26 protein-coding genes and 1 pseudogene are annotated in these 26,597 nt (G+C 60.2%); 16 read left to right on the forward strand and 11 right to left on the reverse strand.

All coding sequences use genetic code 11. From position 1 onward, the window contains the following. Nucleotides 1-39 precede the first annotated feature (39 nt). Complete coding sequence (locus J5289_RS10105; RefSeq protein WP_247750660.1) at nt 40-2,172, forward strand: mechanosensitive ion channel family protein; 2,133 nt, start codon at nt 40-42, stop codon at nt 2,170-2,172. Nucleotides 2,173-2,266: 94 nt separating this feature from the next. Here the strand turns inward: J5289_RS10105 and J5289_RS10110 are convergent, their stop codons facing one another. From J5289_RS10110 to J5289_RS10125, 4 genes are all read right to left on the reverse strand, one after another. After that, entirely contained in the window at nt 2,267-3,040 is a 774-nt protein-coding gene (locus tag J5289_RS10110) for an amino acid ABC transporter ATP-binding protein (protein ID WP_142822501.1), read from the reverse strand. A 17-nt stretch (nt 3,041-3,057) separates the two neighbouring features. Further along, on the reverse strand, nt 3,058-4,212 hold the full coding sequence (locus tag J5289_RS10115) for an amino acid ABC transporter permease (protein WP_142822503.1): 1,155 nt from the start codon (nt 4,210-4,212) through the stop codon (nt 3,058-3,060). A gap of 1 nt (nt 4,213) precedes the next feature. Further along, a complete protein-coding gene (locus J5289_RS10120) occupies nt 4,214-5,407 on the reverse strand; it encodes an amino acid ABC transporter permease (RefSeq protein ID WP_209183648.1) in 1,194 nt (397 codons plus the stop codon). Between the two features lie 93 nt (nt 5,408-5,500). Then, a complete protein-coding gene (locus J5289_RS10125) occupies nt 5,501-6,529 on the reverse strand; it encodes an amino acid ABC transporter substrate-binding protein (protein WP_142822506.1) in 1,029 nt (342 codons plus the stop codon). A 367-nt stretch (nt 6,530-6,896) separates the two neighbouring features. Between J5289_RS10125 and J5289_RS10130 the strand changes: the two genes are divergently transcribed. Then, the gene (locus J5289_RS10130) at nt 6,897-8,087 is read left to right on the forward strand and encodes a cystathionine beta-lyase (RefSeq protein ID WP_209183649.1); all 1,191 of its coding nucleotides are present in this window, start codon (nt 6,897-6,899) and stop codon (nt 8,085-8,087) included. Here the strand turns inward: J5289_RS10130 and J5289_RS10135 are convergent, their stop codons facing one another. Together J5289_RS10135 and J5289_RS10140 are read right to left on the reverse strand one after the other, a co-directional pair. After that, nucleotides 8,088-9,248 (reverse strand): FAD-dependent monooxygenase, encoded by a 1,161-nt coding sequence (locus tag J5289_RS10135; RefSeq protein WP_209183650.1) that lies wholly within the window; start codon nt 9,246-9,248, stop codon nt 8,088-8,090. It lies immediately after the preceding gene. Nucleotides 9,249-9,270: 22 nt separating this feature from the next. Next, a complete protein-coding gene (locus J5289_RS10140; RefSeq protein WP_209183651.1) occupies nt 9,271-9,516 on the reverse strand; it encodes a zinc-finger domain-containing protein in 246 nt (81 codons plus the stop codon). Between the two features lie 176 nt (nt 9,517-9,692). Between J5289_RS10140 and J5289_RS10145 the strand changes: the two genes are divergently transcribed. The 6 genes from J5289_RS10145 (at nt 9,693) to clpA (ending at nt 15,452) form a co-directional block, all read left to right on the forward strand. After that, nucleotides 9,693-10,514 carry an alpha/beta fold hydrolase gene (locus J5289_RS10145; RefSeq protein WP_209187452.1) on the forward strand — a complete coding sequence of 274 codons (822 nt, stop codon included), beginning with the start codon at nt 9,693-9,695 and terminating at the stop codon, nt 10,512-10,514. Nucleotides 10,515-10,617: 103 nt separating this feature from the next. Next, nucleotides 10,618-11,442, forward strand: coding sequence for a serine O-acetyltransferase (gene cysE, locus J5289_RS10150; protein ID WP_209183653.1), 825 nt, complete (start codon nt 10,618-10,620; stop codon nt 11,440-11,442). 111 nt (nt 11,443-11,553) lie between these two features. Further along, on the forward strand, nt 11,554-11,757 hold the full coding sequence (locus tag J5289_RS10155) for a DUF3126 family protein (protein ID WP_111215499.1): 204 nt from the start codon (nt 11,554-11,556) through the stop codon (nt 11,755-11,757). A gap of 186 nt (nt 11,758-11,943) precedes the next feature. Further along, nucleotides 11,944-12,303: a phasin family protein gene (locus J5289_RS10160; protein WP_209183654.1), complete on the forward strand. Its 360-nt coding sequence runs from the start codon at nt 11,944-11,946 to the stop codon at nt 12,301-12,303. A gap of 263 nt (nt 12,304-12,566) precedes the next feature. After that, a complete protein-coding gene (gene clpS, locus J5289_RS10165) occupies nt 12,567-12,920 on the forward strand; it encodes an ATP-dependent Clp protease adapter ClpS (RefSeq protein ID WP_111215503.1) in 354 nt (117 codons plus the stop codon). 9 nt (nt 12,921-12,929) lie between these two features. Beyond that, nucleotides 12,930-15,452, forward strand: coding sequence for an ATP-dependent Clp protease ATP-binding subunit ClpA (gene clpA, locus J5289_RS10170; protein ID WP_209183655.1), 2,523 nt, complete (start codon nt 12,930-12,932; stop codon nt 15,450-15,452). Between the two features lie 198 nt (nt 15,453-15,650). On the opposite strand, the pseudogene J5289_RS10175 reads toward clpA, so the two are convergent. The 5 genes and pseudogenes from J5289_RS10175 to J5289_RS10195 all read right to left on the reverse strand — a co-directional run bounded on the left by J5289_RS10175 (nt 15,651) and on the right by J5289_RS10195 (nt 19,110). Further along, nucleotides 15,651-16,065: pseudogene (locus J5289_RS10175) on the reverse strand (HIT family protein). 113 nt (nt 16,066-16,178) lie between these two features. Continuing rightward, nucleotides 16,179-16,709 carry a hypothetical protein gene (locus J5289_RS10180; RefSeq protein ID WP_209183657.1) on the reverse strand — a complete coding sequence of 177 codons (531 nt, stop codon included), beginning with the start codon at nt 16,707-16,709 and terminating at the stop codon, nt 16,179-16,181. A gap of 22 nt (nt 16,710-16,731) precedes the next feature. Continuing rightward, nucleotides 16,732-17,916, reverse strand: a complete 1,185-nt coding sequence (locus J5289_RS10185) for a GNAT family N-acetyltransferase (RefSeq protein WP_209206569.1) — start codon at nt 17,914-17,916, stop codon at nt 16,732-16,734. Then, nucleotides 17,906-18,643, reverse strand: a complete 738-nt coding sequence (locus J5289_RS10190; protein WP_142822524.1) for a glycerophosphodiester phosphodiesterase — start codon at nt 18,641-18,643, stop codon at nt 17,906-17,908. The genes J5289_RS10185 and J5289_RS10190 overlap by 11 nt, the downstream gene beginning before the upstream one ends. Next, a complete protein-coding gene (locus J5289_RS10195; protein ID WP_209183659.1) occupies nt 18,640-19,110 on the reverse strand; it encodes a RidA family protein in 471 nt (156 codons plus the stop codon). Before J5289_RS10195 ends, J5289_RS10190 begins: the two co-directional genes overlap by 4 nt. A 135-nt stretch (nt 19,111-19,245) precedes the next feature. On the opposite strand from J5289_RS10195, the gene J5289_RS10200 reads away from it, so the two are divergent. From J5289_RS10200 to rseP, 8 genes are all read left to right on the forward strand, one after another. Further along, on the forward strand, nt 19,246-20,076 hold the full coding sequence (locus J5289_RS10200) for a cell envelope integrity EipB family protein (protein WP_142822527.1): 831 nt from the start codon (nt 19,246-19,248) through the stop codon (nt 20,074-20,076). Between the two features lie 203 nt (nt 20,077-20,279). Next, nucleotides 20,280-21,059, forward strand: coding sequence for a 30S ribosomal protein S2 (rpsB, locus tag J5289_RS10205; RefSeq protein WP_209206568.1), 780 nt, complete (start codon nt 20,280-20,282; stop codon nt 21,057-21,059). 269 nt (nt 21,060-21,328) lie between these two features. Then, entirely contained in the window at nt 21,329-22,255 is a 927-nt protein-coding gene (gene tsf / locus J5289_RS10210; RefSeq protein ID WP_209183660.1) for a translation elongation factor Ts, read from the forward strand. Nucleotides 22,256-22,353: 98 nt separating this feature from the next. Then, on the forward strand, nt 22,354-23,073 hold the full coding sequence (gene pyrH / locus J5289_RS10215) for a UMP kinase (protein ID WP_209183661.1): 720 nt from the start codon (nt 22,354-22,356) through the stop codon (nt 23,071-23,073). 51 nt (nt 23,074-23,124) lie between these two features. Further along, a complete protein-coding gene (frr, locus tag J5289_RS10220; protein WP_142822532.1) occupies nt 23,125-23,685 on the forward strand; it encodes a ribosome recycling factor in 561 nt (186 codons plus the stop codon). A 44-nt stretch (nt 23,686-23,729) separates the two neighbouring features. Next, nucleotides 23,730-24,476, forward strand: a complete 747-nt coding sequence (locus J5289_RS10225; RefSeq protein WP_111215521.1) for an isoprenyl transferase — start codon at nt 23,730-23,732, stop codon at nt 24,474-24,476. Continuing rightward, nucleotides 24,477-25,310 carry a phosphatidate cytidylyltransferase gene (locus J5289_RS10230; protein ID WP_209183662.1) on the forward strand — a complete coding sequence of 278 codons (834 nt, stop codon included), beginning with the start codon at nt 24,477-24,479 and terminating at the stop codon, nt 25,308-25,310. A 24-nt stretch (nt 25,311-25,334) separates the two neighbouring features. Then, entirely contained in the window at nt 25,335-26,468 is a 1,134-nt protein-coding gene (gene rseP / locus J5289_RS10235; RefSeq protein WP_202617104.1) for an RIP metalloprotease RseP, read from the forward strand. The last annotated feature ends 129 nt before the right edge of the window (nt 26,469-26,597 follow it).

A 26,597-nucleotide genomic window follows, 5' to 3' on the forward strand; every position in this document is an offset into this window, starting at 1 on the left:
CAATGCAACTTCGCTCGACCCCGGGAGGATCTTCTGCCCATGCCGTTTGCCAAAATGTTTTACCGTCTTTGGAAAATGGCAGTGGTGGTCGCCATGCTGTTGCTGGCGGGTACGCTGGCGCATGCCCAGCAGGCCGCCCCCGTGGCTGCTGGCCAGCAGAAGATCGACCAGCTGATCAAGTTACTCGACGATCCCGAGGTTCGCGCTCTGCTCGCGCAGAGACCCTCCGCCACTGCGACTGCGATGATGCCCAACATGTCTGCCTCCGCACTGACGACGCTGCTCAACGGCGTCCAGGGCCACCTTCTCGCGGTCAGGGAGGCAATTCCGCTGGTTCCCGGCGAATTCTCCCGGGCCGGGACGACGATCATGGCGGGGATCGACAACCGGAGCGCAACGCACGTCTTTTTGCTGTTCCTGCTGCTGGTGGCGCTTGGACTTGCTGCCGAGTTCGGTTTCAGTCTTCTGGTCGGCCACCTCCACGCCGGACGTTCCGCCATCCCCGGAAATGCGACACCTGTACGGAGCATCCACACGCTCGGCCGCCACCTGTTTGGCGAACTGGCGCCTCTGGTGATCTTCGCCATCGCCAGCGTGGGCATGTTCCTGATGGTGACCTGGCCGCCACTGCTGCTGGACCTGATCGTGCCGACCCTGCTGGGATTGATCGCCGCCCGTCTGGTGATACGTCTCTGCCGAGTAGTGTTGGTGCCCTCAGCCGCGAAGTCCGAGACGCCACAGGCCCGCCTTATCCCGATGGACGACGCAGCGGCGCGGTTCTGGTTCTCGCGCGTCGTCGTGTTCACACTGACATTCTTCGTGGGGTGGGCGGCGGAAGGCATCATGGGCGCGCTCGGCTTTCTTCCACCGGTGCGGGCTGCCGTCGGATATGCTATTGGCGTCGGGCTGCTGGCCATTGCCATCGAGATCGTCTGGCGCCGGCCGCGACCGATCGATCGTCCGCGCCACCAAGGGATATTCCACTGGCTGGCGACATTCTGGCTTTGCGTCATCTGGGCGCTATGGGTGGCAGGGCTGGATGTGATGATGCTGCTCTGTACCTACGTTATCGTGATCCCTGCAGCGCTGCGGATATCGTCCGGGGTCGTTCGAAGCGCCTTTGCGGCGCAAGGAGGACCGGGAGGGGCGGATAGCCCCGTCTATCAGGTCTTGGTCGAGCGCGGCCTGCGGGCCACGATCATCGCAGTAGCCATTCTGTGGCTCACCATGATCGTCAGCCTGCAAACAAGCGCGATGGTGGAAAATGCGCAAGTCGCGGGCATCATTCGCGGCGCCCTGACGGGCATCGTCATCCTTTTGGCGGCCGATATCGTCTGGCAGATCGCCAAGGCGCTGATCAACCACCGTCTCGCCCTTGCGCGTGCCCACGAAGGCAATGACGCCGAAGTTGCCCGCAGTGGCCGGCTGCTAACGCTACTTCCCATCTTTCGAAACTTCCTCGCGATGCTCATCATCGCCATTTCCGCCATGATGGTTCTCTCGGCACTCGGCATCGAGGTCGGGCCGCTCATCGCTGGCGCCGGTATCTTCGGGGTTGCAATCGGCTTTGGATCGCAGACACTGGTGAAGGATATCATCAGCGGCATTTTCTACATGACGGACGACGCATTCCGGGTCGGAGAATACATCCAGAGCGGCACCTACAAGGGTACAGTCGAATCATTCAGCCTGCGGTCGGTCAGGCTACGCCATCACCGCGGCCCGATCTTCACGGTGCCGTTCGGTGTGCTCGGGGCGGTCGAAAACATGTCGCGCGACTGGGTCATCGACAAATTCCTTATCTCGGTCAGCTACGAGACCGATGTCGTCTTGGTGAAAAAGCTGGTGAAAGGTATAGGCGCGGAACTGCTGGAAGATCCGGAACTGGGGCCGAAGATCATCGAAACCCTCAAGATGAAGGGTGTCGAGCAGTTCGGGGACTACGGTATTAACCTGAGCTTCGCGGTCATGGCAAAGCCCGGCGAGCAGTCGATGATCCGGCGTCGTGCATTGGCGCTGATCCGCGAGGCCTTTACTGCCAACGGCATCGAATTTGCCTCGCCGACAGTCCGTGTCGGCAATGACGAGCGAGCAGCTGAGGCGGTTGCCGCACTGACCTCGAACAACAATGCTCTCGCCCAGAAGAAGCTTGCGGGCGAGGCGGCGCAGTAGGCGGACGTGCGTCAAAACAGCATCCACCCGATATGAAAAAGGCCCGGCGTCGCACAGAACGACACCGGGCCTTTTAATTGGGACGTGTGGACGATCAGTGCAGGATCTGGCTGAGGAACAGCTTGGTGCGCTCATGCTGCGGATTGTCGAAGAATTCGGCGGGCGAGTTCTGCTCGACGATCTGTCCCTGGTCCATGAAGATGACCCGGTTCGCAACCTGGCGGGCAAAGCCCATTTCGTGGGTGACGCAAAGCATCGTCATGCCTTCTTCGGCAAGACCGACCATGGTGTCAAGCACCTCCTTGATCATTTCCGGATCGAGTGCCGACGTCGGTTCGTCGAACAGCATGATTTTCGGGTTCATGCAGAGCGAACGGGCGATGGCGACGCGTTGCTGCTGTCCACCCGAGAGCTGGCCCGGATACTTGTTGGCCTGGTCAGGGATCTTGACGCGGGTGAGGAAGTGCATCGCAACTTCCTCGGCCTGCTTCTTCGGCATCTTGCGCACCCAGATCGGCGCCAGCGTGCAGTTCTCGAGGATCGTCAGGTGCGGGAACAGGTTGAAGTGCTGGAACACCATGCCGACTTCGCGGCGCACTTCATCGATCTTCTTCAGGTCGTTGGTAAGCTCGACGCCATCGACCAGGATATTGCCCTTCTGGTGCTCTTCCAGCCGGTTGATGCAACGGATCATCGTCGACTTGCCGGAGCCAGACGGGCCGGCGATGACGATGCGTTCGCCTCGCATGACCTTCAGGTTGATATCGCGCAGCACGTGGAAATCGCCGTACCACTTGTTCATGTTGATGATTTCGACCGCGACGTCGGTCGTCGAGACTTCCAGTTTTTTCAATTGAGCTTCAGCCATGATCTATTCCCTCGATCTTATTTCCTGTGGCCAGTGTCTAGGTGGCGTTCCATGAAGTACGAATATCGCGACATGCCGAAGCAGAACAGCCAGAAAACGAAGCCGGCAAATATCAGCCCCGTCAGCGGTGTCACCGGTGTCAGCCATCGGGAGTCGCCGAAGCTGGCTTTGACGATGCCCAGAAGGTCGTACATGTTGATGATCGACACCAGCGAGGTGTCCTTGAACATCCCGATGAATGTGTTGACGATGCCCGGAACGACCAGCTTGATCGCCTGCGGCATGATGATGAAGGTCATCTTCTGGAAGTAGTTCAGGCCTAACGAGTCCGCACCTTCATACTGTCCTCTGGGGATAGCCTGCAGGCCCCCACGAATGACTTCCGCCATGTACGCCGAAGCAAAGATCGACACGCCGACGAGCGCCCGCAGGAATTTGTCGATATTCGTACCGGGAGTCAGGAACAGAGGCAGCAGCACGCTGGCCATGAACAGCACGGTAATCAGCGGTACGCCACGCACCAGTTCGATGAAGCCGATGCAGGCACCCCGAAGGATCGGCATGTCCGATCGCCGCCCGAGGGCAAGCACGATCCCGAAAGGCAGCGATACGACGATGCCGACGAAGGACAGGATCAGCGTCACCATCAGGCCGCCCCAGAGGGACGTCTCGACATGGGTCAGGCCGAACGAACCGCCGAGAAGCAGGATATACGCGAGGATCGGCAAGCCCACCAGCAGAAGAGCCGCATTCCAGCCCTTGCGCGGTGCAGACGGTATCAGGAATGGGACCAGCAGTGCCACGAACAGCACGGCGATCAGGATCGGCCGCCAAATCTGGTCACGGGGATAGGAGCCGACCATGAAGGCCGTGAACCAGTCGCCGACATAGGCCCAGCAGGCGCCGCTCCAGCCATCCGGCTGGATGCCGCCCTGGCTGACGGTGGCGCAAAATGTCCTGTCTTTACCGACCCACACGGCGTTGATGAACAGGAATTCCACGACCGAAAGCAGGAACCAGACGGCAATGACTGCGACCACGACGCTGAGGATGGCGTCCTTGGGCGTAGCGAAGAGATTGTGCTTGGCCCAGCCACGAACGGTCTTGTCACTCAGCGGTGCCGCTTCCGGGGCAATGAGTTTCTCTCGAAGAAAAGCGATCTGAACGGCCATCTTAGCGCTCCACCAATGCCATACGGGCGTTGAACCAGTTCATGAACAGCGACGTGATCAGGCTCAGCGAAACATAGATCGCCATCCAGATGCCGATGATCTCGATCGAGTGGCCGGACTGGTTGAGGATCGTCCCTCCCACGGCCACCAAGTCCGCATACCCGATGGCGACGGCCAGCGACGAGTTCTTCGTCAGGTTCAGGTATTGCGATGTCAGCGGTGGAATGATGATCCGCAATGCCTGTGGCAGGACGACAAGCCGCGTCGTCAGGCCGGGGCGGATCCCCAGCGCATGTGCTGCTTCCGATTGCCCCTTTGAAACGCCGCGGATGCCGGAGCGTACGATTTCGGCGATGAATGCGGCGGTGTAGAACGACAGGGCCATGTAGAGCGACAGGAATTCGGGTCCGACCACCGTGCCGCCGTTCATGTTGAACTTGCCGAGCACTGGGATATCGAACGTCACGGGGAAACCTGCGATGGCGAAGGCCAGTAGCGGAAGGCCGATGATCAAGGCGAGATTGACGAGAAGAACCGGCGGACGCTTCCCAGTTGCCAGCTGACGCTTGTTGGCCCAGCGGGTGTAGATGATGGCGCCGATAATGCCCACGGCACAGGCGACCGGGACAGTCCATATGCCGGCGCCGAAGATCGGCGCGGGCATGTATACGCCGCGATTGCTGACATAGACGGACAACGGCAGAGACATGGCCTTCTTGACATCCGGCAGCAGAGACAGCACGCCCTTGTACCAGAAGAAGATGACCAGAAGCGGCGGAATGTTGCGGAAGATCTCGACGTAGACCGTCGATAGTTTGGCGATCAGCCAGTTGTGCGACAGGCGACCCATGCCGACCAGCAATCCGATGATCGTTGCGGTCACGATCCCGCAGGCGGCCACGATGAGCGTGTTGATCAGGCCGAGGGTGAGGGCACGCAGATAGGTCGAGTCACTCGAATACTGGATCGGCGTCTGCGCGATATCGAAGCCGGCACGGCCGTTCAGGAAGGTGAGGCTCGCCCTCATGTTAGCTTTTTCAAGGTTCTGCGCGGCATTCGAGCTCGCGTACCAGACCAGCCAGACAATGAAGATTACGGTCAGCGCCTGGTAGATAAATTGGCGCAGTTTCGGGTTGTAAAGCAAAGAGTGCCACGAACGACGGCTGCCGTTCCCCTCTGCGGCTGCAACGGCCATGCATTATCCCCTTATATCCACTCGCCCTTTCTGGGCGTTATAGTTCAACTGCGGGAACCAAGCATGGGCTCCCGCAGCGTGGTCAGTCGGTTATTAGCGGATCGGCGGCGAGTACTGCAGGCCGCCCTTGTTCCAGAGAGCGTTGAGGCCACGCTTGATCTTCAGCGGGCTGCCTTCGCCGACGTTGCGCTCGAACACTTCGCCGTAGTTGCCGACGAGCTTGACGATGTTGTAGGCCCACTTCTCGTCAAGTCCGAGATCCTTGCCGATCGTCTCGTCCTTCTCCTGGCCGAGGAAACGCTTGATGTCCGGATTTTCGGACTTCGTCATTTCATCGACATTTGCCTGCGTGATGCCGAACTCTTCAGCCGAAACCATGGCGTAGTGGGCAAAGGAAACCACGTCGAACCACTTGGAGTCGTTCTGGCGAACGGCCGGGCCGAGCGGCTCCTTAGAGATGATTTCCGGAAGGACGATGTTGTCGTCGGGATTGGCGAGCGACAGGCGGATCGAGTACAGGCCCGACTGGTCGGTCGTGTAGACGTCGCAACGGCCGGACGAGTAGGCGGCGTCGACTTCTTCCTGCTTTTCGAACACGACAGGCTTGTATTCGAGCTTGTTGGCCTTGAAGTAGTCGGCGAGGTTGAGTTCGGTCGTCGTGCCGGACTGGACGCAGACGGCAGCGCCGGAAAGTTCCAGAGCAGATTTCACGCCGATTGCCTTGTGGACCATAAAGCCCTGGCCGTCATAGTAGTTGACCGCACGGAAATCGAAGCCGAGCTGGCTGTCACGGCTGGCGCTCCAGGTCGTGTTGCGGGCAAGAATGTCGATTTCGCCTGACTGAAGCGCCGGGAAACGATCCTTCGCCGAAAGCGGGGTGTACTTGACCTTGGAAACGTCGCCGAAGACGGCGGCTGCAACTGCCTTGCAGAGGTCGACGTCGAGACCGGACCATTTGCCAGACGAATCCTGCGCGCCGAAGCCAGCCAGGTTCGAGCCGTTGACACCGCACTGCACAAAGCCCTTCTTCTTGACATCGTCAAGCGTGCCAGCGTGCGAATAGGATGCACCAAGGACGAAGATCGCCGCGCCGACCGCACCTGTCAGAATCTTGCTGCTCATTGTTTTCCCAACCTTTGTTGTTCTCTTGTTATATTTGAACCTCTTCACGCGTTGGCACAACTTTTCGTTGGTGACGTTGGTTTGCCCCCCGGCGTGAGTGCCGACATCACAATCGCAAATTCGGTCACGGTCAACCCTCGGTCACGATAAACATGATTTCCGAAAGTGTTTTCTCGGTTTTTGACCGGACAATGAGCGCATGCATAATGAATGGGCTTGGGCTGCAAATTAAATAGTCAGGTCTTCGCTGCGATTACAAAGGGCAGGTTGCGTTGGCCTGCCGGACCGGCTTGCCCGCGAGGCTTGACGACACCGTGTTCGCCAGCCACAAGTCAAGCTTTCCGATAGGCCCGAGGCAGTTATTAAGATGATCGAAAACAAGAGTTTCCTGCAAAACGCCGGCATCAATACCCGCTTGTCGCATGCTGGGCCGAAGCCTTCCGACTACTATGGTTTCGTCAACCCGCCGGTTGTCCACGCATCGACCGTCCTGTTTCCCAACGCCCGTGCGATGGAGACCCGCGAGCAGAAGTATACCTATGGCACGCGCGGCACGCCGACGACGGATGCGCTCTGCGAGGCAATCAATGAGCTCGAGGGCTCTGCAGGGACCATTATCGTGCCCTCCGGTCTTGCTGCCATTACTGTGCCGTTTCTGGCGTTCCTTTCGGCCGGAGACCACGCCCTGATCGTCGATTCCGTCTATACCCCAACCCGCAACTTCTGCGAGACGATGCTGAAGCGCCTGGGCGTGGCGGTCGATTACTACGACCCGCTCGTCGGCGCCGGTATCGAGCAGTTGATCAAGCCGAATACCAGGCTGGTGCACACGGAAGCGCCGGGCTCAAACACCTTCGAGATGCAGGATATCTCGGCGATTGCAGCCGTTGCCCACAAGCATGGTTGCGTCGTGACGATGGACAATACCTGGGCCACGCCACTCTATTTCAAGCCCCTCGACCATGGCGTCGATATCTCGATCCACGCCGCGACCAAGTATCCCGCTGGGCATTCGGATGTGCTCATGGGCACCGTCTCGGCGAATGCAGCCCATTGGCAGCAGCTACACGACGCCCGGATCGCGCTTGGCATCTGCGGCGCCCCTGACGATGCCTACCAGGTGCTGCGCGGGCTTAGAACGATGGGCATCCGCCTCGAGCGGCACCAGCAGAGCGCGCTGGCGCTCGCAGAATGGCTGGAGAGCCGTGACGATGTCGCGCGCGTGCTGCATCCAGCGCTGCCGAGCTTTCCGGGCCACGATCTCTGGAAGCGCGACTTTACGGGTTCGAGCGGCATCTTCTCGATCGTGCTTGCCGTCGACACGCCGGACATGTTCCGGGCCAAGGCGCATGCCTTCCTCGACGCCCTGTCGATCTTCGGGCTCGGCTATTCCTGGGGCGGGTTCGAAAGCCTTGCCGTTCACGTCAATCTCAGTGACCGGCGGATATGCAAGGCACCCAAGGAGGGTCCGGTGCTGCGTCTGCAGATCGGGCTCGAGGATGTTGCCGACGTCAAGGCCGACATCGAGAGAGGCCTTGCTGCGGCAGCGGCCGTCTGATCAGCCGATGGCGCGGTAGTCGAAGATCCAGTCGAGGTCCGCCGCAAGGGTTTGCGGCGGGCGCAGCGACAGTACAAGGTCACGTCCAAGCCGGATCGGTCCTCGCGCATGGTAGGCAAAGCGGTTGAAGGCGGCGCGTTTGCGCAGCCGGGCAATCCGCGGCTCGCGTCTGGCCTCGAAGGCGACCAGCGCTTCCGGCAACGGCTGACGGCTGACTGCACCGGCAAGCTCGAAGGCATCCTCGATCGCCATGGCAGCCCCCTGCGCTGCAAACGGCATCATTGCATGCGCGGCATCGCCGATCAGCACCGTGTCGAGGCCGTTGTGCCAGCGTCCCGCGCCAACCTCGTAGAGCGGCCAGACGGTGGGATCCGCCTGCCGATCGAGCAGATCAGACAGCTCGGTGTTCCAGCCGGAAAAATGCTGGCGCAGCAGCGTGCGCTGGGCAGCGCTTGCCGAATGGCTCCAGTCGTGGCCGACGCTGCCGCCGGCGCAGATCGCCACGAAGTTGAAGGCTGACGCCTCCTTCAGCGGATAGCAGACGAGATGTGCGGCGGGGCCCAGATAGGCGGTCACGCTGCTACGATCGAGAATCGCCGGCGCGTCGGCCTCGGGGACCATGAAGCGCCAGGCGATGTTGCCGGAAAACTTCGGGTTGCCGCTGCCAGCCACGCTGCTGCGCACCTTGGACCAGACACCATCGGCGCCAACGATCAGCTCCGGCTTCCGTCCGCCTGGCCACAGGGCATCCGGTGTTGAGGCATCGAAGCCTGCGCCGAAATGCAGACGACAGAGCGGACTGGCTTGCACGGCCCGCAACAGGACGCCTTGCAGGGTCGCGCGGTGCAGGGCGCCGTAGGGTGCATCCCAGCGGACGCGCGCAAAGGCACCGCTGGGCACGGCAGCGATCTGGCGTAGCGAGCGTCCGGAAACGAGGCGGATGGCCTCCGGCTCAAGCCACAAGTCGGCGAGCTCGTCGAGCAGGCCGAGTTCATCGAGGATCCGCGATGCGTTCGGCGATATCTGCAGGCCGGCGCCGACTTCTGTCAGCGTCTCGGCCCTTTCGAAAATTTCTGATTCGATCCCGTGCCGGGCAAAAGATAGGGCTGTGGTCAGCCCTGCGATACCGGCACCGATGATCGCGACAGTCTTCAAGAGCATTGGAGCGTCCGCTCCCGGCGGTTCAAGCGGCCCTGAACTCGAAGACACAGCCGGTCGGATTGGTCTGATCGGCTTTCAGCGAGGGGTTAAAGCGATAGAGGGTCGAGCAATAGGAGCAGACTTTTTCGTTATCGTCGCCCATGTCGATGAAGATATGCGGATGGTCGAAGGGGGAGGAAGCGCCGGTGCACATGAACTCCTTGACGCCGATCTCGATCACCCGATGGCCGCCGTCGTTCTGGAAATGCGGAATATTATGGCCGGCCATGCGGATCTCCAAAAGCTTCTGATAAGTGGCGCGACCTTATAATCGTTCGACCGGGTTGTGTAGTGCGAAACGCAAGGCGACGTGACAGATTTTGTGCCTCACCAGATTTTGTGCAGGGCAGGGTTCACCGGGCGGCGTCGATAATTTAGGAAGGGCGTCGACACAGGAACGATACGATGAACCTCAACGCCCCCGATTTCTCCACTTTCCGCCATGATGACCTGGAGTTGGCCTATTTTGACGAGGGTGACCGCCAGGCTCCCCCGGTCCTGCTGATACACGGCTTCGCTTCGACTGCCGCAGTCAACTGGGTTTATCCCGGCTGGCTAAAGACGCTGGGCGAGGCGGGCTACCGGGTCATTGCTCTCGACAATCGCGGCCATGGCGCCAGCGGCAAGCCACATGAGCCGGACGCCTATCGCCCTTGGGTGATGGCGGAAGATGCATCGGCACTTCTCGATCATCTCGACATCGCGCGTGCCCATGTGATGGGCTATTCGATGGGCGCCCGTATTTCCAGCTTCCTGGCGCTCGCCCGGCCTGAGAGGGTTCGCTCGCTGGTGCTCGGCGGCCTCGGGATCGGCATGACGGATGGCGTCGGCGACTGGGATCCGATTGCCGATGCGCTTCTGGCACCGTCGCTGGAGACCGTGGAGCATGCCCGAGGCCGCATGTTCCGCAGCTTTGCCGACCAGACGAAAAGCGACCGCGTTGCGCTGGCCGCATGCATTCGCGGTTCCCGAGATCTCATCAGCCGGGACGACATGGGAACGATTGCCGCACCGACCCTGATCGGTGTCGGCACCAAGGACGACATCGCCGGTTCGCCGCAGGAACTCGCAGCGCTGATGCAGCATGCGCAAGCCCTCGATATACCGGGTCGCGACCATATGCTTGCCGTCGGCGACCGCGTCTTCAAGGCGGCGGTCCTGGAATTCTACCAGCGCGTGGCGCTGGAAGATGGCGGCAGCCGGCCGGGTGGCGAGGTCTCGGCCTAGGTCCAGCAAATCCATTCCAAAGATAGAGCCTGCCTCACCCATTTATATTGCTCTGATCTTGCTCTATATAACGATCTTCCAATACGGAAAGAGGACGCGACCCATGGTAGCGACATCGGATATTCGCCATATCGACAGCGTCAAGACGGTCGACCCCATCTGGGACAGCATGCGTGACGAAGCGCGGGCTGCGGCTGAACGGGATCCTGTGCTGGCCGCTTTCCTCTATTCGACCGTGGTCAATCACCGGTCGCTCGAGGAATGCGTGATCTACCGGATCTGCGAGCGCCTCGATCATCCTGATATCCAGGCGATCCTCTTGCGCCAGACGTTCGACGAGATGCTGACGGATTGGCCGGAATGGGGAGCAATCCTGCGCGTTGATATCCAGGCGTTCTACGACCGCGATCCGGCCTGCCTCCGCTTCATGGAGCCGGTGCTCTATTTCAAGGGGTTCCAGGCGATCCAGACACATCGGCTCGCCCACTGGCTGCTCAATCGCGGCCGACGGGATTTTGCGCTCTACCTCCAGAGCCGTGCGTCGAGCGTTTTCCAGACCGACATCAATCCGGCCGCGCGTCTCGGCAAGGGCATCTTCCTCGACCATGCCACGGGCCTCGTCGTCGGCGAGACGGCGGTCATCGGCGATAACGTCTCCATCCTCCACGGCGTCACCCTTGGCGGCACGGGCAAGGAAGGCAGCGATCGTCACCCGAAGATCGGCAACGGCGTGCTCATCGGCGCCGGCGCGAAGATCCTCGGCAATATCGCCATCGGCCATTGCTCGCGGATCGCGGCAGGCTCCGTGGTGCTGAAGGCAGTACCGCCGAACACCACCGTCGCCGGTGTGCCGGCCAAGGTCGTTGGAACCGCCGGTTGCTCCGAGCCATCGCGCATTATGGACCAGATTATCGGCGCCGGAATCTGACCGAGCCGCCATGCTCGCGGCGGTAAGGCGGCTGAGGGCCGCCTTTGTCTTTACATCGCCGCTTTTCCCATGCAACAACCCGCCCCCAATCTACGGTTACGGAGATCAATCGTGAAGCCAGACGAAATCAAGAAGCTCGACGCCTATTTCAAACGCAGCCTCAACCCGCTGATGGCGGTCAAGGCGCGTCCTCGCAAGGACGATTCGGCCGAAGTCTACCTGGGCGATGAATTCCTGGGTCTCGTCTATGTCGACGACGAAGATGGCGATCGTTCCTACAATTTCTCGATGGCCATCCTCGAGGTCGATCTTTGATCTAAGATGCCAACCGGCCGCTTCGGCGGCTGGTACAGGACCCTGAGGGATCAAGTGGAGCGGGCGTCAGCGCCGCGATCATTGACCCGTCGTACAACTCAAGGTGATGCGCAAAATCGTCGAAACGGTTGACTATTTGTGCAGTGCACCTAAATTTTCTTCAATCGACTACGGTTGGAGGACCCTATGCTGAACGACAACCAGAACGCTGCGCCCGACACCGACGCCATCGACGAGGCGCTTAAGAACTACACCCAGGCCGCCTTGAGCGTGCAGGCCATTGCCGCAGAGGCGGCGGGCTATTCCAAGAAATCATTCGAGGACGCAGTGTCGCATGTTGGCACGCTGTCGAGTGTGACAAGCCTCGATGCTGCCTTGGAGCTTCAGAGCAATTTCGCGAAATCCTACTACGAGGGCTTTGTCGCCGAGGCGGCGAAGATCGGTGAGATGTACGCCGGTCTTGCCAAGTCGGTATACGACCCCGCCCGGAAAGCTGCTGCCAGATCAAGTGGTAACGCCGGGGATTCGGCCAATGGAGCCGCCTGATTGCGGCGACGTAAGACGGCCGCCAAGCCTATTCAGAAGACCGGTCGTGCAACGCGCGCCGGTCTCTTGCATTTTTGTTCGGGCGCCATCGCTGTTTTCGGGCGATTTTTAGGGTGTGGCCCTGTTTGAAGACGAATTGTGATTGCAGTGTTGAGTGGGGGGCTTAAAATCCCGCCAATATGAACTAAGTTAGGGTTTCGGATATTCGGCCGGTGATTTGCAATTGAACGATGCCCGCCGAGTGCTTTGAGGAATGAACGACTATGATCGCCAAGCCGATCCGGATGCAGAAGGATAGCGAAAGGAACGGGGGCAACGGTAATCGCGAGACCTCGGTCATTACGCGGACGAAAGCCAAGACGAAGAAGCCCAATCTATACCGCGTGCTGATACTGAATGACGACTACACACCAATGGAATTCGTGATCCACATTCTGGAGCGTTTCTTCCAGAAGGACCGCGAGGGAGCCACCCGTATTATGCTGCTCGTTCATAATCACGGTGTGGGCGAATGTGGAATATTTACATATGAAGTGGCGGAGACCAAGGTAAGCCAAGTGATGGACTTCGCTCGGCAGCACCAGCACCCGCTACAATGTGTTATGGAAAAGAAGTGAGGATCTGACGTGCCAACATTTTCGCCTAGTCTCGAGAAGGCACTGCATCAGGCACTGACATACGCGAACGAGCGGCATCATGAATATGCCACACTCGAACATCTGCTGTTGGCGTTGGTAGACGACGCAGATGCAGCGGCAGTCATGGGCGCCTGTAATGTCGACCTCGATTCGCTTCGCAAGACGCTGATCGAATATGTGGACAACGAACTATCGAACCTGATCACCGGATATGACGAGGACTCCAAGCCGACATCCGGCTTCCAGCGCGTCATCCAGCGGGCCGTGATCCATGTGCAGTCTTCGGGCCGCGAAGAAGTGACGGGCGCCAATGTTCTCGTCGCCATCTTCGCCGAGCGCGAAAGCCATGCCGCATACTTCCTGCAGGAGCAGGAGATGACCCGCTACGACGCGGTGAACTACATCTCGCACGGTATCGGCAAGCGCCCGGGCTCCTCCCAGGTCCGGTCTCCGCGCGGCGTCGACGATGGCGATGCCGAAAGCAAGCCGACATCGCGCGGCGAGCAGGAAGAAGGCGGACCCAAGAAGGCGCAGGACGCCCTCAAGGCCTATTGCGTCAACCTCAACGAGAAGGCCAAGACCGGCAAGATCGATCCGCTGATCGGCCGCCACTCCGAGGTCAACCGGACCATCCAGGTCCTGTGCCGCCGCTCCAAGAATAACCCGCTCTATGTGGGCGACCCTGGCGTCGGCAAGACCGCCATCGCCGAAGGTCTGGCCAAGCGCATCGTCGAGGGCAAGGTTCCCGAAGCGCTGCAGGATGCGACGATCTTCTCGCTCGACATGGGCACGCTGCTCGCCGGCACCCGCTATCGCGGTGACTTCGAAGAGCGCCTCAAGCAGGTCGTCAAGGAACTCGAGGAATATCCGGGCTCCGTGCTGTTCATCGACGAGATCCATACCGTCATCGGCGCCGGTGCCACGTCCGGCGGCGCGATGGATGCATCGAACCTGCTGAAGCCGGCCTTGTCTTCCGGTGCGATCCGTTGCATCGGCTCGACGACCTACAAGGAATACCGTCAGTTCTTCGAAAAGGACCGGGCACTCGTGCGCCGCTTCCAGAAGATCGACGTCGTCGAACCGTCGATCGAGGATGCCATCGAAATCATGAAGGGCCTGAAGCCCTATTTCGAAGAGTACCACCATCTGCGTTACTCCAACGAGGCGATCAAGTCGGCCGTCGAACTGTCGGCCCGCTACCTGTCCGACCGCAAGCTGCCGGACAAGGCGATCGACGTCATCGACGAAACGGGTGCAGCCCAGATGCTGCTGCCGCCGTCCAAGCGTCGCAAGCTGATCACCGAGAAAGAAATCGAAGCGACGATCGCGACGATGGCGCGCATTCCGCCGAAGTCGGTCTCCAAGGACGACGAGATGGTTCTCGCCAACCTGGAAAAGGAACTGCGCTCGGTCGTCTACGGTCAGGATCCGGCCATCGAGGCCCTGTCGACGGCAATCAAGCTCGCCCGTGCAGGTCTGCGGGAACCCGACAAGCCAATCGGCTCCTACGTCTTCTCGGGCCCGACAGGCGTCGGCAAGACCGAGGTCGCCAAGCAACTTGCCTCGTCGCTCGGCGTCGAACTGCTGCGCTTCGATATGTCGGAGTACATGGAGCGTCACACGGTCTCGCGGCTGCTCGGCGCACCTCCCGGCTATGTCGGCTTTGACCAGGGCGGTCTGTTGACCGATGGCGTCGACCAGCATCCGCATTGCGTCGTGCTGCTCGATGAAATCGAGAAGGCCCATCCGGACATCTTCAACATCCTGTTGCAGGTCATGGATCACGGCTCTCTGACGGACCACAACGGCAAGAAGATCGACTTCCGCAACGTCATCCTGATCATGACGACGAATGCGGGTGCGTCTGAAATGGCCAAGGCTGCCATGGGCTTCGGCTCGGCAAAGCGGACGGGCGAAGACGAGGAAGCGCTGAACAGGCTCTTCACGCCGGAATTCCGCAACCGCCTCGATGCGATCATTCCGTTCGCAGCGCTGCCGAACAAGGTCATCTACAAGGTGGTTCAGAAGTTCATCATGCAGCTGGAAGCCCAGCTGTCCGAACGCAACATCACCTTCGACCTGCACGACGATGCCACCAATTGGCTGGCTGAAAACGGCTATGATGAGAAAATGGGTGCCCGTCCGCTCGGACGCGTCATCCAGGAGAACATCAAGAAGCCATTGGCCAACGAGATCCTCTTCGGCAAGCTGAAGAAGGGTGGCGTGGTCAATGTCACGGTCGGCCCGAAGGAAGACGGCAAGCCAGGCATCCTGCTCGAATGCATCGCCGAGACGGCCCGTATCAAGCCGAAGCCTGAAGCCGAGGTCGTCGATCCTACGATCGAGGTCGAAGACGGCGATGTAGTGATTGCCGAAAACGTCGAGAATGCCGACATCGCAACCGGCCCCAAGCCTGCACCCAAAAAGGTGAAGGCCACAGTTGGCGGCGACGAAGACGCCAAACCGGCCCGCAAGAGCTCGACGGTGCCGAAGGTGCCACGCAAGAAGTAACGACTATCCAAGAAAATGCCGGGTCAAAAGCCCGGCATTTTTTATGGTGGGAGAGCGGTCGATGCATGCCCCTTGTTGAACTGCGACAGCAGAACATGCACAGGCGTCCACGCGTCAGCTACCTACGTGCCACTCGTCCTACCACATTGACACACCGACAGCCATTAACTCGCATTGATCAACGGTCCGCACCAATCGTCAGGACATCGCCTCAATTATCTTGCGCGCGTTTTCGGCCAGCACTGCGCCATCCTCCATCTTGCCGGAATGCGGCTTGAGTGCTGCTCCCTCGTGGCGCGGGACGATGTGGAAGTGGAGGTGAAAGACGGTCTGCCCGGCGGATGGCTCGTTGAACTGGAGGACGGAGACGCCGTCGGCGTCGAACGCCTGCCTGACGGCATTTGCGACCTTTTGAACCACCACAATCAGATGCGACAGCGCCTCGGGCGAGGCGTCGAGCAGGTTGCGGGACGGCTGCTTGGGGATAACCAGCGTCCTGCGGCATGACATCCATCAGCGCCAGACTGAAATCGTCCTCGTACACCTTGTGACACGGGATCTCGCCACGCAGGATTTTTGCAAAGATGTTGCTGCTGTCGTAGATTGCGGCCATCGAAAGTTCCTCCTTGAATTCGGGGCGATCTTTGCTTCGCTATGCGCAACAGCCACGAAAATGTGTCCGGATTTTTATTTGGTGATCACAGTCAACGCAACCTTGTAGGGCGGTTAAATCAGTGAAATGTCCCTGAGAGTGGCGATCGCCGAGGACGTTTCCCATCTTGAAACAGTGGCTATCGTCGCTATTGCTGGATCGTTGGTCGGGGCTGTGCCAAGGCGTCGGGTGATCTCGTCCGTTAGCGCAGCGACGTCCGCCGACCCAACGTAGAGGCAGGCATGGCCTCCAGGCAAAAAAGATTTCAGCATCGCCGTGAACGACCCGTCACTGGCGAGAGCATCATAGGCATAGGCGATCATTTCGGAGCCCAGCGCGTCGCCGCCTTCCCAGCCCTGAATGATCTTGGTTCCGCCGCCAAGCGGCTCAAGCAGAGGTCGCAGTGTGTCGATGGTGCTGGCGGGGACGTGCTGCCAGCCGAGTTTTTCGGCCTTTCTTCCCGCATCGGTAGGAAGGGGCGCGGTGCAGAGGTCGAGCACATCGCTGGCGGCGGCTTTGATCGGTTCTTCCGCCAACGCCGGCAGTGCCAGAAGGAGGATCAGCGGCGGAACTGCGCGCCACCCAAGCGATCGTCTGCTGACCATGCTGATGCCTCCAAAGACCTAGCTAATCCTGCCGCTCGCCCTTTCGGAAGGGGCTGTGCTCGGCGAGGATCTCGCCCATTTGCTCCACTTCCTGCCGCTCGCGCTCGAGATAGTCACCGACGGCCCGACGGAGGCCGGGATGGGCGATGAAATGTGCCGAGTGGGTGGTGACGGGCAGGTAGCCGCGCGCCAGCTTGTGCTCTCCCTGTGCTCCCGCTTCGACCCGCTGCAGCCCCTTGGCAAGCGCGAAATCGATGGCCTGGTGGTAGCAGACCTCGAAATGCAGGAAGGGGTGATCCTCGATGCAGCCCCAATGGCGGCCGTAGAGCGCATCGCCGCCGATGAAGTTGATGGCGCCGGCAACATAACGGCCGTCGCGCTTGGCCATGATCAGCAGGATGTCGTGGGCCATCCGTTCGCCGATCAGCGAGTAGAATTTGCGGGTGAGGTAGGGTCGGCCCCATTTGCGGCTGCCGGTGTCCATGTAGAAGGTAAAGAACTGATCCCAGATATCCTCTGTGAGGTCCTTGCCGGTCAGCCAGTCGATGGTGATGCCGCCTTCGAGCGCCGCCCGCCGTTCTTTCTTCAGCCCCTTGCGCTTGCGCGAGGCGAGCGTTTCGAGAAACGCATCGTGGTTTGCATAGCCATTGTTGATGAAGTGAAACTGCTGGTCGGTGCGGTGAAGGTAGCCATCCGTCTCGAACAGTTCCACCTCGGCTTTCGGCAGGAACGTGATGTGTGCCGACGAAATACCGATCTGCCGCGTGACTTCCTTGAGGCCTTCGGCCAATGCCGGCTGCAGCATGTCGCGATCATGGCCTTCGGCCACCAGCAGCCGTGGCCCGGTTGCCGGCGTAAAGGGCACCGCGCATTGCAGCTTGGGATAATATGAACCGCCGGCCCGCTCAAAAGCGTCGGCCCAACCCTGGTCGAAGACGTATTCGCCCTGGCTATGGTTTTTCAGATATCCGGCGACGGCGCCGAGCAAGGTGCCATCGGGTTTTTCCAGCAAAAGATGGTGCCCGAGCCAGCCCGTCCTCTCGGTCGCCGACCCGGATTCCTCCAGTGACGATAGATAGGCATGCGATACGAAGGGATTGTAGGGCAGGATGCTGCCGGACCGCGCGGCCCCGGCAAGCCGGGACCAACTCTCCGGAGAGATGGATTTGAACGACTGTTCGGCGCGAAAGATCAGTTCATCTGTCATGGATGAGGATAGGGCTTTCCCTGGGGTCGAAACCTTCGAATGTCATCTGGTCGGCGTTGGCGAGCGTCCGCTTGATTCCCGCCTCGTCGCGCACGGTCCAGGTGATGACCGGTATGCCGCGCTGGCGCTGCGCCGTCACGAAATCGTTTGGCAGGTCGCCGTGAAAATACGAGATGAAGTCTAGACCCAGTTGCATGGCTTCGTCATGGGCAAAAAACGTCTCAGGCTTGAAACCGTCGGCGGTGAGGCCAACCGGGTAGGGCGGCTTCAGCGCCTTCAGATCCTTGAGCAGCCAGTGATCGAAGCTCATCAGCGCGACATGGCCCTTGTAACCTTCGAGAACCTCGAGCACGGTCTCGGCGAAGCCTGCATCTTCGCCCGCCTTGCCTTTCAGTTCGAGTACCAGCGGCACCTTTCCGTCGCAGAGCTGCAGCAGCTGTTTGAGCGTTGGGATGCGGTCTTTGGTGCCTCCGACCGAAAGCAGGCCGAGTTCCTGCGAACTGCGGTCGCGCAGTGCGCCCGGCAGGTTGCAGAGCCGCTGCAGGTCGTCGTCGTGGAAGACCACCGGGACGCCGTCGGCGGCGTAGTGCAGGTCGCACTCGATCGCAAACCCGGCCTCGATAGCACGGGAGAATGCCGAAAGCGTATTCTCCCAGACAGTCTTGTTCATGTCGTGATAGCCGCGATGGGCAACCGGTTGCGCGGTGAGCCAGGCGATCTCGCTCATTCGCCGATTTCCATGATGGCATCGATCTCGACGGCGGCGTTGAACGGCAAGGCAGCCATGCCGACGGCTGCGCGGGCATGCTTGCCGGCATCGCCTAGGACGGTTGCCAGCAGGTTGGAGGCGCCATTGATGACCAGGTGCTGCTCGCCGAACTCAGGCACCGAGGCGACAAAGCCGTTGAGCTTGATCAGCCGCTTGATACGGCCGAGATCGCCGCCGAGGGCAGCACTCGCCTGCGACAGGATATTGATGGCGCAAAGCTCCGCCGCCCGCTGACCGGTGGCGACATCGACGTTTCGGCCGAGATGACCGGTGATGGCGACCTTGCCGTTTTCCATCGGCAACTGGCCCGATATCGTAAGCATGTTGCCGCTGATGACGTAGGGAACATAGTTGGCGGCTGGCGCTGCCGCCTGGGGCAGGGTGATGCCCAGCTGGCTCAGGCGGGCATTGATCTCGTCGGACATTTTCGTCTCCCGTTTGTTGTAACTTCGTCAAAAATCCGTCATCAAGGCTCAATCCGCGCAATGTGGGGGCGCTTGCCTTTGTTTAACCGAAAGCGTTCTTATAACATCGTGTGCGAGTCCAACAGGAGATAATGCATGTTCCGTTCGAGTCTTGCCGCGGTTCTCCTTGGCAGTACAGGCGCTCTTTGCCTGTCTTTTGCAACGGCGCAGGCAGCCGGTCCGAGCGGGCTGGTGGCCCATCGTGCGATCTACGATCTCGAACTCAAGGATGCCACGGATCGCTCCGGTATCGCCGGCATGTACGGTCGCATGGTCTATGAATTCACCGGTTCTGACTGCTCCGGCTTCACCACCAATTTCCGGTTCGTGACCCAGATCGATACCGGCGACGCGACCCGCATGAGCGACCAGCAGACGACGACCTTCGAGGACCTGACCAAGCGGATTTTCAAGTTCGAGACCAAGTCGTTTACCGACGACGCACTGGACAAGGATGTCCGTGGCGCTGCTGCCGACAGCGCCAAAGGCGTCAAGGTCGATCTGGCGCAGCCGTCTGCCAAGCAGATCGATCTGGCCGAGAGCCGCTTCCCGACCGAGCATATGCTGGACATCATCCACAACGCCAAGCTCGGCAAGACCTTCTTTGAGGCCCACGTGTTCGACGGGTCGGACGATGGCGATCGATCGCTGGCCGCAACCACCGTGGTCGGCAAGGCGGAAACGCCAAAGGCTGGCGATACCACGGACGCCGACAAGGCGGGTGCCTTTGCCAAGACGCCGTTCTGGCCTGTGACGGTCGCATACTTCAACGAGAAGGCCCATGGAGACGCCACGCCCGTCTACCGCATGTCATTCAAGCTCTACGAAAACGGCATCACCCGCGACCTGACGATGGACTATGGCGATTTCGTTTTGACGGGAAAGCTGACCAAGCTCGAAATGCTGGACGCCAAAGCCTGCAAGTAGGCCTTTGGCATGCGAGGTCCTGGGCTAGCGTAATTTTAACGACACTGCTTGCCTTTCTGCTCTGGGAAGAGTATGGGCAACTCATTCCACACGTGAGGCAAGGGATTGTCCGGGAGAAATCCGGACCGTTCCACCCGGTGGTATCTTCCTAGAAGATGCTGTTCGCCTTGCGGAGGTTCAACCGGATAAGGAGTAACCCAGGCATGGCATTGCCCGATTTTTCTATGCGCCAGCTTCTCGAAGCCGGCGTTCACTTCGGCCACCAGACACACCGCTGGAACCCGAAGATGAAGCCATATATCTTTGGCGACCGCAGCAACATCCACATCATCGACCTTCAGCAGACCGTTCCTTTGCTCACCCGCGCCCTGCAGGTTGTCAGCGACACCGTTGCCCGTGGCGGCCGCGTCCTGTTCGTCGGCACCAAGCGCCAGGCGTCTGAAATCATCGCTGACAGCGCGAAGCGTTCTGCTCAGTATTACGTTAACTCGCGTTGGCTCGGCGGCATGATGACGAACTGGAAGACCATCTCCAATTCGATCCAGCGCCTTCGCAAGCTCGACGAAATCCTCAACGGCGACGCCCAGGGCTTCACCAAGAAGGAACGCCTCAACCTTGAGCGTGAACGCGAAAAGCTGGACAAGGCTCTCGGCGGTATCCGCGACATGGGTGGCACACCTGACCTGATGTTCATCATCGACACCAACAAGGAAAAGATTGCCATCGACGAAGCAAAGCGTCTCGGCATCCCGGTTGTTGCGATCATCGACTCGAACTGCGATCCGGATCAGATCGATTATCCGATCCCGGGCAACGACGACGCCTCGCGCGCCATCTCGCTCTATTGCGAACTGATCTCGCGCGCTGCCATCGACGGCATCGCCCGTCAGCAGGGCTCGTCCGGCCGCGATCTCGGCGCTGCTTTCGAAGCACCGCTCGAGCCGACCCTGGAAGAAGAAGTTGCTCCTGCTCCGCAGGCTTGATTGACCGAGCGGCAGGCGGATGAAAATCTGCCTGGCCGCGACTGAAATTCAGATAAGGCCGTTGGTGACTTGAGCAAGTTTCAGCGGCCTTACCTGTTTCAGGCGAAGGCATTCGGCGTAGATCCACCGATATGCTATCGTTTGAAAATCATTCCGTGTGGCGCGCTTTCATAACGCTGTCATGCATAGGGGTACATTTCGTCCCTCAAACCGGGTGCCGCGCCGGCTGATGCCGTCAGCGCACCATACCAACCGACAAGAGGCAAATAATGGCTGAAATCACGGCTGCACTGGTAAAGGAACTGCGCGAAAAGAGCGGCGCAGGCATGATGGACTGCAAGAAGGCACTCACCGAGACCGCCGGCGACATGGAAGCCGCGATCGACTGGCTGCGCGCCAAGGGGATCTCCAAGGCTGACAAGAAGTCTGGCCGCACGGCTGCCGAAGGCCTCATCGGCGTTGCCAGCGCCGGCACATCGGCCGTTGTCGTCGAAGTCAACTCCGAAACCGACTTCGTTGCTCGTAACGATGCCTTCCAGGGTATCGTCCGCAACATCGCCAAGGTTGCCCTGACGACCGACGGTTCGGTCGAAGCCGTTGCCGCTGCGACCTATCCGGATTCTGAGAAGTCCGTCGCCGACACCATCAAGGATGCTATCGGCACGATCGGCGAGAACATGAACCTGCGTCGCACGGTTCTGCTGTCGGTCAAGTCGGGCGTCGTCTCGACCTACATCCACAATGCAGTCTCCGACGGCCTCGGCAAGCTCGGCGTTCTCGTTGCGCTGGAATCGACCGGTGACAAGGATGCGCTGAATGCCATCGGTCGCCAGGTTGCCATGCACATCGCTGCCACGGCACCGCTCGCCCTGCGTCCTGAAGACGTCGATACTGCTGTTGCCGAACGCGAACGCAACGTGTTCATCGAACAGGCTCGCGAATCCGGCAAGCCGGAAGCCATCATCGAAAAGATGGTCGATGGCCGCATGCGCAAGTTCTTCGAGGAAGTCGCTCTTCTGTCGCAGGCTTTCGTCATCAACCCTGACCTGACGGTCGGCGCTGCCATCAAGGAAGCCGAAAAGGCAGTCGGCGCGCCGATCGAGATCACCGGCATGGCACGCCTGCTGCTCGGCGATGGCGTCGAGAAGGAAGAGACTGACTTCGCAGCTGAAGTCGCTGCCGTCGCCAAGGGCTGATCGTCGGTCTGCTTACTGCGGGAAAACCAGAGGGCATCGCGTGACAACGCGATGCCCTTCGTGTATCCGGCTTTTTACGATCAATCTTAGGAGCAACCATGTCCGAGCCGATTTACAAGCGCGTCTTGCTGAAGGCGTCTGGTGAAGCTCTGATGGGGACCCAGGGCTTTGGCATCGATGTCGAAGTTGCCGACCGGATTGCCTCAGACATTGCCGAAGCCCGCCACATGGGCGTCGAAGTCGGCGTGGTTGTAGGCGGCGGAAACATCTTTCGCGGCGTCGCGGTGGCCTCCAAAGGCGGCGACCGCGTCACCGGCGACCACATGGGTATGCTGGGAACCGTCATCAACGCGCTGGCGCTGGCGACTTCCTTGCGCAAGCTTGGAATCGACACGGTGGTGCTGTCGGCCATCGCCATGCCTGAAATCTGCGAGAGCTTTTCGCAGCGCGCCACGCTCTATCATCTGTCGCTCGGCCGCGTCGTGATTTTTGCTGGCGGCACCGGCAACCCGTTCTTCACCACCGATTCGGCTGCTGCCTTGCGCGCCGCGGAAATGGGCGCCCAGGCCATCTTCAAGGGCACGCAGGTCGACGGCATCTATTCGGCCGATCCGAAGAAGGTGCCGGACGCTACCCGTTTCGAACATCTGACCCACAGCCAGGTGCTGGAAAAGGGTCTGGCCGTGATGGATGTCGCCGCCGTCGCACTGGCGCGCGAGAATTCCATCCCGATCATCGTATTTTCTATCCATGAAAAGGGCGGTTTCGCCCAGATCCTGACCGGCGGCGGCTACAAGACCGTCGTATCCGACAACTGACAATCTCATGGCGTCGTGGATCGACGCCGCATTGACGACGGGAGTAAAGACATGAGTGGCAACACCGACCTCAACGAAATCAAGCGCCGCATGGACGGCGCGATTTCCGCCTTCAAGGGCGACATCGCCTCGCTGCGCACCGGCCGTGCGTCGGCAAACATCCTCGATCCGGTAACGGTCGATGCCTACGGTTCGCGCGTGCCGCTGAACCAGGTCGCCAACATCACCATTCCGGAACCCCGCATGCTCTCAGTCTCTGTCTGGGACAAGTCCATGGTGAGCGCCGTCGATCGCGCCATTCGCGAATCCAACCTCGGCCTGAACCCGATCATGGATGGCCAGAACCTGCGCATTCCGCTGCCGGAACTCAACGAGGAGCGTCGCCGCTCGCTGGTCAAGGTTGCCCACGAATATGCCGAGAAGGCCAAGGTTGCGATTCGCAACGTCCGCCGCGATGGCATGGATGGCCTGAAGAAGGCCGAAAAGGACGGGGCTCTCGGCCAGGACGAAACCCGCGCCAAATCGGACCGCGTGCAGAAGATGACGGATGACTCGATTTCCGACATCGACCGCTTGCTCATCGATAAGGAAAAGGAAATCATGCAGGTTTAGGTCTGCACGAACCAGCGTCCTGCCGTCGAACGAACTGGATACCCATGTCAGAGTCTAGCCTTATGATAGTCCCCGAGCACGTCGCCATCATCATGGACGGCAACGGCCGCTGGGCCAGTGCGCGCGGCCTGCCGCGCACCATGGGGCATCGCAAGGGCGTCGATGCAGTCCGCGAGACCGTTCGCGCTGCTGGCGATGTTGGTATCAAGTACCTGACGCTGTTCGCGTTTTCTTCGGAAAACTGGCGCCGTCCAGAGGCCGAAGTCACCGACCTGCTTGGGCTTCTGAAGGCATTCATCCGTCGCGACCTCAGCGAGTTGCACCGGCAGAATGTCCGCATCCGCGTCATCGGCGATCGCCAGAACCTGCGGGGCGACATCCTGCCGCTGTTGATCGAAGCCGAAGAGACAACCAAGAACAACACAGCGCTGACGCTGGTCATCGCCTTCAATTACGGCTCCCGCGACGAAATCGCCCGCGCCATTGTCAGTCTTGCCAAGGATGTCGAGGCGGGACGCTTGCGGCCGCAGGATATTACGCCGGCACTGATCGACGGGCGGCTGGATACGGCCGGAATTCCCGACCCGGACCTCATCATCCGCACCAGCGGCGAGGAGCGGCTCTCCAACTTCCTGCTCTGGCAGGCTGCCTATTCTGAGTTCATGTTTGTGCCGGACTACTGGCCGGATTTCAGCCGCGCCCTGTTCCTGTCCGCACTCGAGCGCTATGCCGCTCGTGATCGCCGCTTCGGGGCCCTGTCGGCCAAGCCGACCGCCGCCGTGGGTCTCTAAATGAGCCGCGAACTCAGGCTTCGAATTATATCGGGCGTCGTCATGGCAGTCGTGGTCCTGTTGGCCACCTGGCACGGCGGCTCGGTGTTCCGGCTGCTGGCATCGGTCATAGGGCTCCTCATCTACTACGAGTGGTCGACCATCACCGGCCTGCGGGATCGCGACTTTCCGGGAGCTGCCCTAGGCTGGCTCGCGGTCGTCGTCATTGTCATCGCCACGCTGGCGCGAGAATCGGTCTATGCGGTCGGCGCGCTGCTGCTTTTCACGGTCCTCGGCATGGGCCTCGTTGCGGCCCGAAAAAAAAGCTGGTGGTTGCCGGTCGGCATCGTCTACGCGGGCCTGACGGTCATCGCCATGTCGGAAATCCGCGACGACGACTTCCTCGGCTTCGTATTGATGCTGTTCATTTTTGCGACTGTCTGGGCAACCGACATCCTTGCCTACTTCGTCGGCCGCGCGCTGCGTGGGCCGAAGCTTGCGCCGCGCATTTCCCCCGGCAAGACGTGGTCCGGAGCCGCAGGCGGCACTCTTGCGGCTGTGATCATAGGCCCGGCAGTCGTCTGGTGCTTCTTCCCCGGCACAGGGCTCCGGGTGGTACTGGTGGCTCTCCTGCTGTCGGTCTGCAGCCAGGCTGGCGACCTCTTCGAGTCCTTCATCAAGCGTCGTTTCGGCGTCAAGGACTCCGGCCATCTCATTCCCGGACATGGTGGCGTGATGGATCGTGCCGACGGCCTCGTTTTCGCTTGTTTTGCAGGCTTCTTGTTGGCTATCGTGCTGTCGTTGATGGCGGGAGGCGAGATGTCGTCCTTGGGCGGCGTATTGCTGGGTGTCTGAAATCAAAACATACAGGATCCGTTCATGGGCAGCATAATGAGCATCGTCAGCTTCCTCGTAGGCTACATCCTGCCCTTCGTGCTGGTGCTATCGCTGCTGGTGTTCGTCCATGAGATGGGCCACTACCTTGTCGGCCGATGGTCCGGCATCCGCATCCTGGCATTCTCCGTCGGGTTCGGCCCGGAGATTGCGGGCTACACGGACAGCCACGGCACCCGCTGGAAACTCTCGGCAATCCCGCTCGGCGGCTATGTGAAATTCTTCGGTGACCAGGACGCCTCCAGCAAGCCGGACATCGATGCGGTCTACGCCATGAGCGAGGCCGAACGTGCCCAGTCATTCGTCGGTGCCGCGCTCTGGAAGCGTGCCGCCACGGTGGCAGCGGGTCCCATTGCCAATTTTATTCTGGCGATTGCCATCTTCTCCGTCCTGTTTGCCATATACGGCCGCCAGGTTGCCGACCCTGTGGTAGCGGAGGTCAAGCCGGATAGCGCGGCCGCCCAGGCGGGGATCGAACCAGGCGACCTCCTTGTGGCAATTGACGGCGACAAGGTGACGACATTCGACGACGTTCGCCGCTACGTCAGCATCCGCCCGGGCCGCAACATTGTCGTGACCGTCGAGCGGCGTGGCGAAAAACGCGATTTTCCGATGGTTCCGCTTTCGACCGTCATGACCGACCAGTTCGGCAACAAGATGGAAGTCGGCATCATCGGCATCGTCACCAACCAGGAGATGGGCCATTTCCGCAAGGAAAGCTTCACACCGCTCGGCGCAGTGGCCGAAGGTGTCAGGCAGACCGGGCACATCGTCACCGGAACGTTCGAATATATCGGCAATCTTCTTGGCGGCTACATGAAGGCGGATCAGCTCGGTGGCCCCATCCGTGTCGCCCAGGCCTCCGGCCAGATGGCGTCGCTGGGTATTGCAGCCGTGCTACAGTTGGCTGCCGTTCTGTCGGTTTCCATTGGGTTGTTGAACCTAATGCCTGTACCGGTACTTGATGGCGGCCACCTGATGTTCTATGCGATTGAGGCGGTAAGGGGAAAACCGCTTGGGGCCGGCGCGCAGGATGTCGCTTTCCGCATCGGTTTGTTCATGGTGTTGTCGTTGATGGTTTTCGCAACCTGGAACGATATAAGCGCCCTGATTGGATGAGGGCAGGACAGCGGAAATAATGCTTTATTTACGATGTTTCAAAGCTGTAGTGGCGAATGAGACACGTTTCCAAATGAAGTAAACAGAAATTAACCCGCGCGCTTGCTTGTAGGCTAAAAGCGGGTAAAA

Origin of the sequence: Rhizobium sp. B230/85 (assembly GCF_019355735.1) — a bacterium.
In the GTDB taxonomy this organism is placed as follows: domain Bacteria; phylum Pseudomonadota; class Alphaproteobacteria; order Rhizobiales; family Rhizobiaceae; genus Rhizobium; species Rhizobium rhododendri.

Coding starts and splice junctions, on each gene's coding strand:
- J5289_RS10105 (WP_247750660.1), top strand. CDS start 40: ATGCCGTTTGCCAAAATGTTTTACCGTCTTTGGAAAATGGCAGTGGTG.
- J5289_RS10110 (WP_142822501.1), bottom strand. CDS start 3,040: ATGGCTGAAGCTCAATTGAAAAAACTGGAAGTCTCGACGACCGACGTC.
- J5289_RS10115 (WP_142822503.1), bottom strand. CDS start 4,212: ATGGCCGTTCAGATCGCTTTTCTTCGAGAGAAACTCATTGCCCCGGAA.
- J5289_RS10120 (WP_209183648.1), bottom strand. CDS start 5,407: ATGGCCGTTGCAGCCGCAGAGGGGAACGGCAGCCGTCGTTCGTGGCAC.
- J5289_RS10125 (WP_142822506.1), bottom strand. CDS start 6,529: ATGAGCAGCAAGATTCTGACAGGTGCGGTCGGCGCGGCGATCTTCGTC.
- J5289_RS10130 (WP_209183649.1), top strand. CDS start 6,897: ATGATCGAAAACAAGAGTTTCCTGCAAAACGCCGGCATCAATACCCGC.
- J5289_RS10135 (WP_209183650.1), bottom strand. CDS start 9,248: ATGCTCTTGAAGACTGTCGCGATCATCGGTGCCGGTATCGCAGGGCTG.
- J5289_RS10140 (WP_209183651.1), bottom strand. CDS start 9,516: ATGGCCGGCCATAATATTCCGCATTTCCAGAACGACGGCGGCCATCGG.
- J5289_RS10145 (WP_209187452.1), top strand. CDS start 9,693: ATGAACCTCAACGCCCCCGATTTCTCCACTTTCCGCCATGATGACCTG.
- cysE (WP_209183653.1), top strand. CDS start 10,618: ATGGTAGCGACATCGGATATTCGCCATATCGACAGCGTCAAGACGGTC.
- J5289_RS10160 (WP_209183654.1), top strand. CDS start 11,944: ATGCTGAACGACAACCAGAACGCTGCGCCCGACACCGACGCCATCGAC.
- clpS (WP_111215503.1), top strand. CDS start 12,567: ATGATCGCCAAGCCGATCCGGATGCAGAAGGATAGCGAAAGGAACGGG.
- J5289_RS10180 (WP_209183657.1), bottom strand. CDS start 16,709: ATGGTCAGCAGACGATCGCTTGGGTGGCGCGCAGTTCCGCCGCTGATC.
- J5289_RS10185 (WP_209206569.1), bottom strand. CDS start 17,916: ATGACAGATGAACTGATCTTTCGCGCCGAACAGTCGTTCAAATCCATC.
- J5289_RS10190 (WP_142822524.1), bottom strand. CDS start 18,643: ATGAGCGAGATCGCCTGGCTCACCGCGCAACCGGTTGCCCATCGCGGC.
- J5289_RS10195 (WP_209183659.1), bottom strand. CDS start 19,110: ATGTCCGACGAGATCAATGCCCGCCTGAGCCAGCTGGGCATCACCCTG.
- J5289_RS10200 (WP_142822527.1), top strand. CDS start 19,246: ATGTTCCGTTCGAGTCTTGCCGCGGTTCTCCTTGGCAGTACAGGCGCT.
- rpsB (WP_209206568.1), top strand. CDS start 20,280: ATGGCATTGCCCGATTTTTCTATGCGCCAGCTTCTCGAAGCCGGCGTT.
- tsf (WP_209183660.1), top strand. CDS start 21,329: ATGGCTGAAATCACGGCTGCACTGGTAAAGGAACTGCGCGAAAAGAGC.
- pyrH (WP_209183661.1), top strand. CDS start 22,354: ATGTCCGAGCCGATTTACAAGCGCGTCTTGCTGAAGGCGTCTGGTGAA.
- frr (WP_142822532.1), top strand. CDS start 23,125: ATGAGTGGCAACACCGACCTCAACGAAATCAAGCGCCGCATGGACGGC.
- J5289_RS10225 (WP_111215521.1), top strand. CDS start 23,730: ATGTCAGAGTCTAGCCTTATGATAGTCCCCGAGCACGTCGCCATCATC.
- J5289_RS10230 (WP_209183662.1), top strand. CDS start 24,477: ATGAGCCGCGAACTCAGGCTTCGAATTATATCGGGCGTCGTCATGGCA.
- rseP (WP_202617104.1), top strand. CDS start 25,335: ATGGGCAGCATAATGAGCATCGTCAGCTTCCTCGTAGGCTACATCCTG.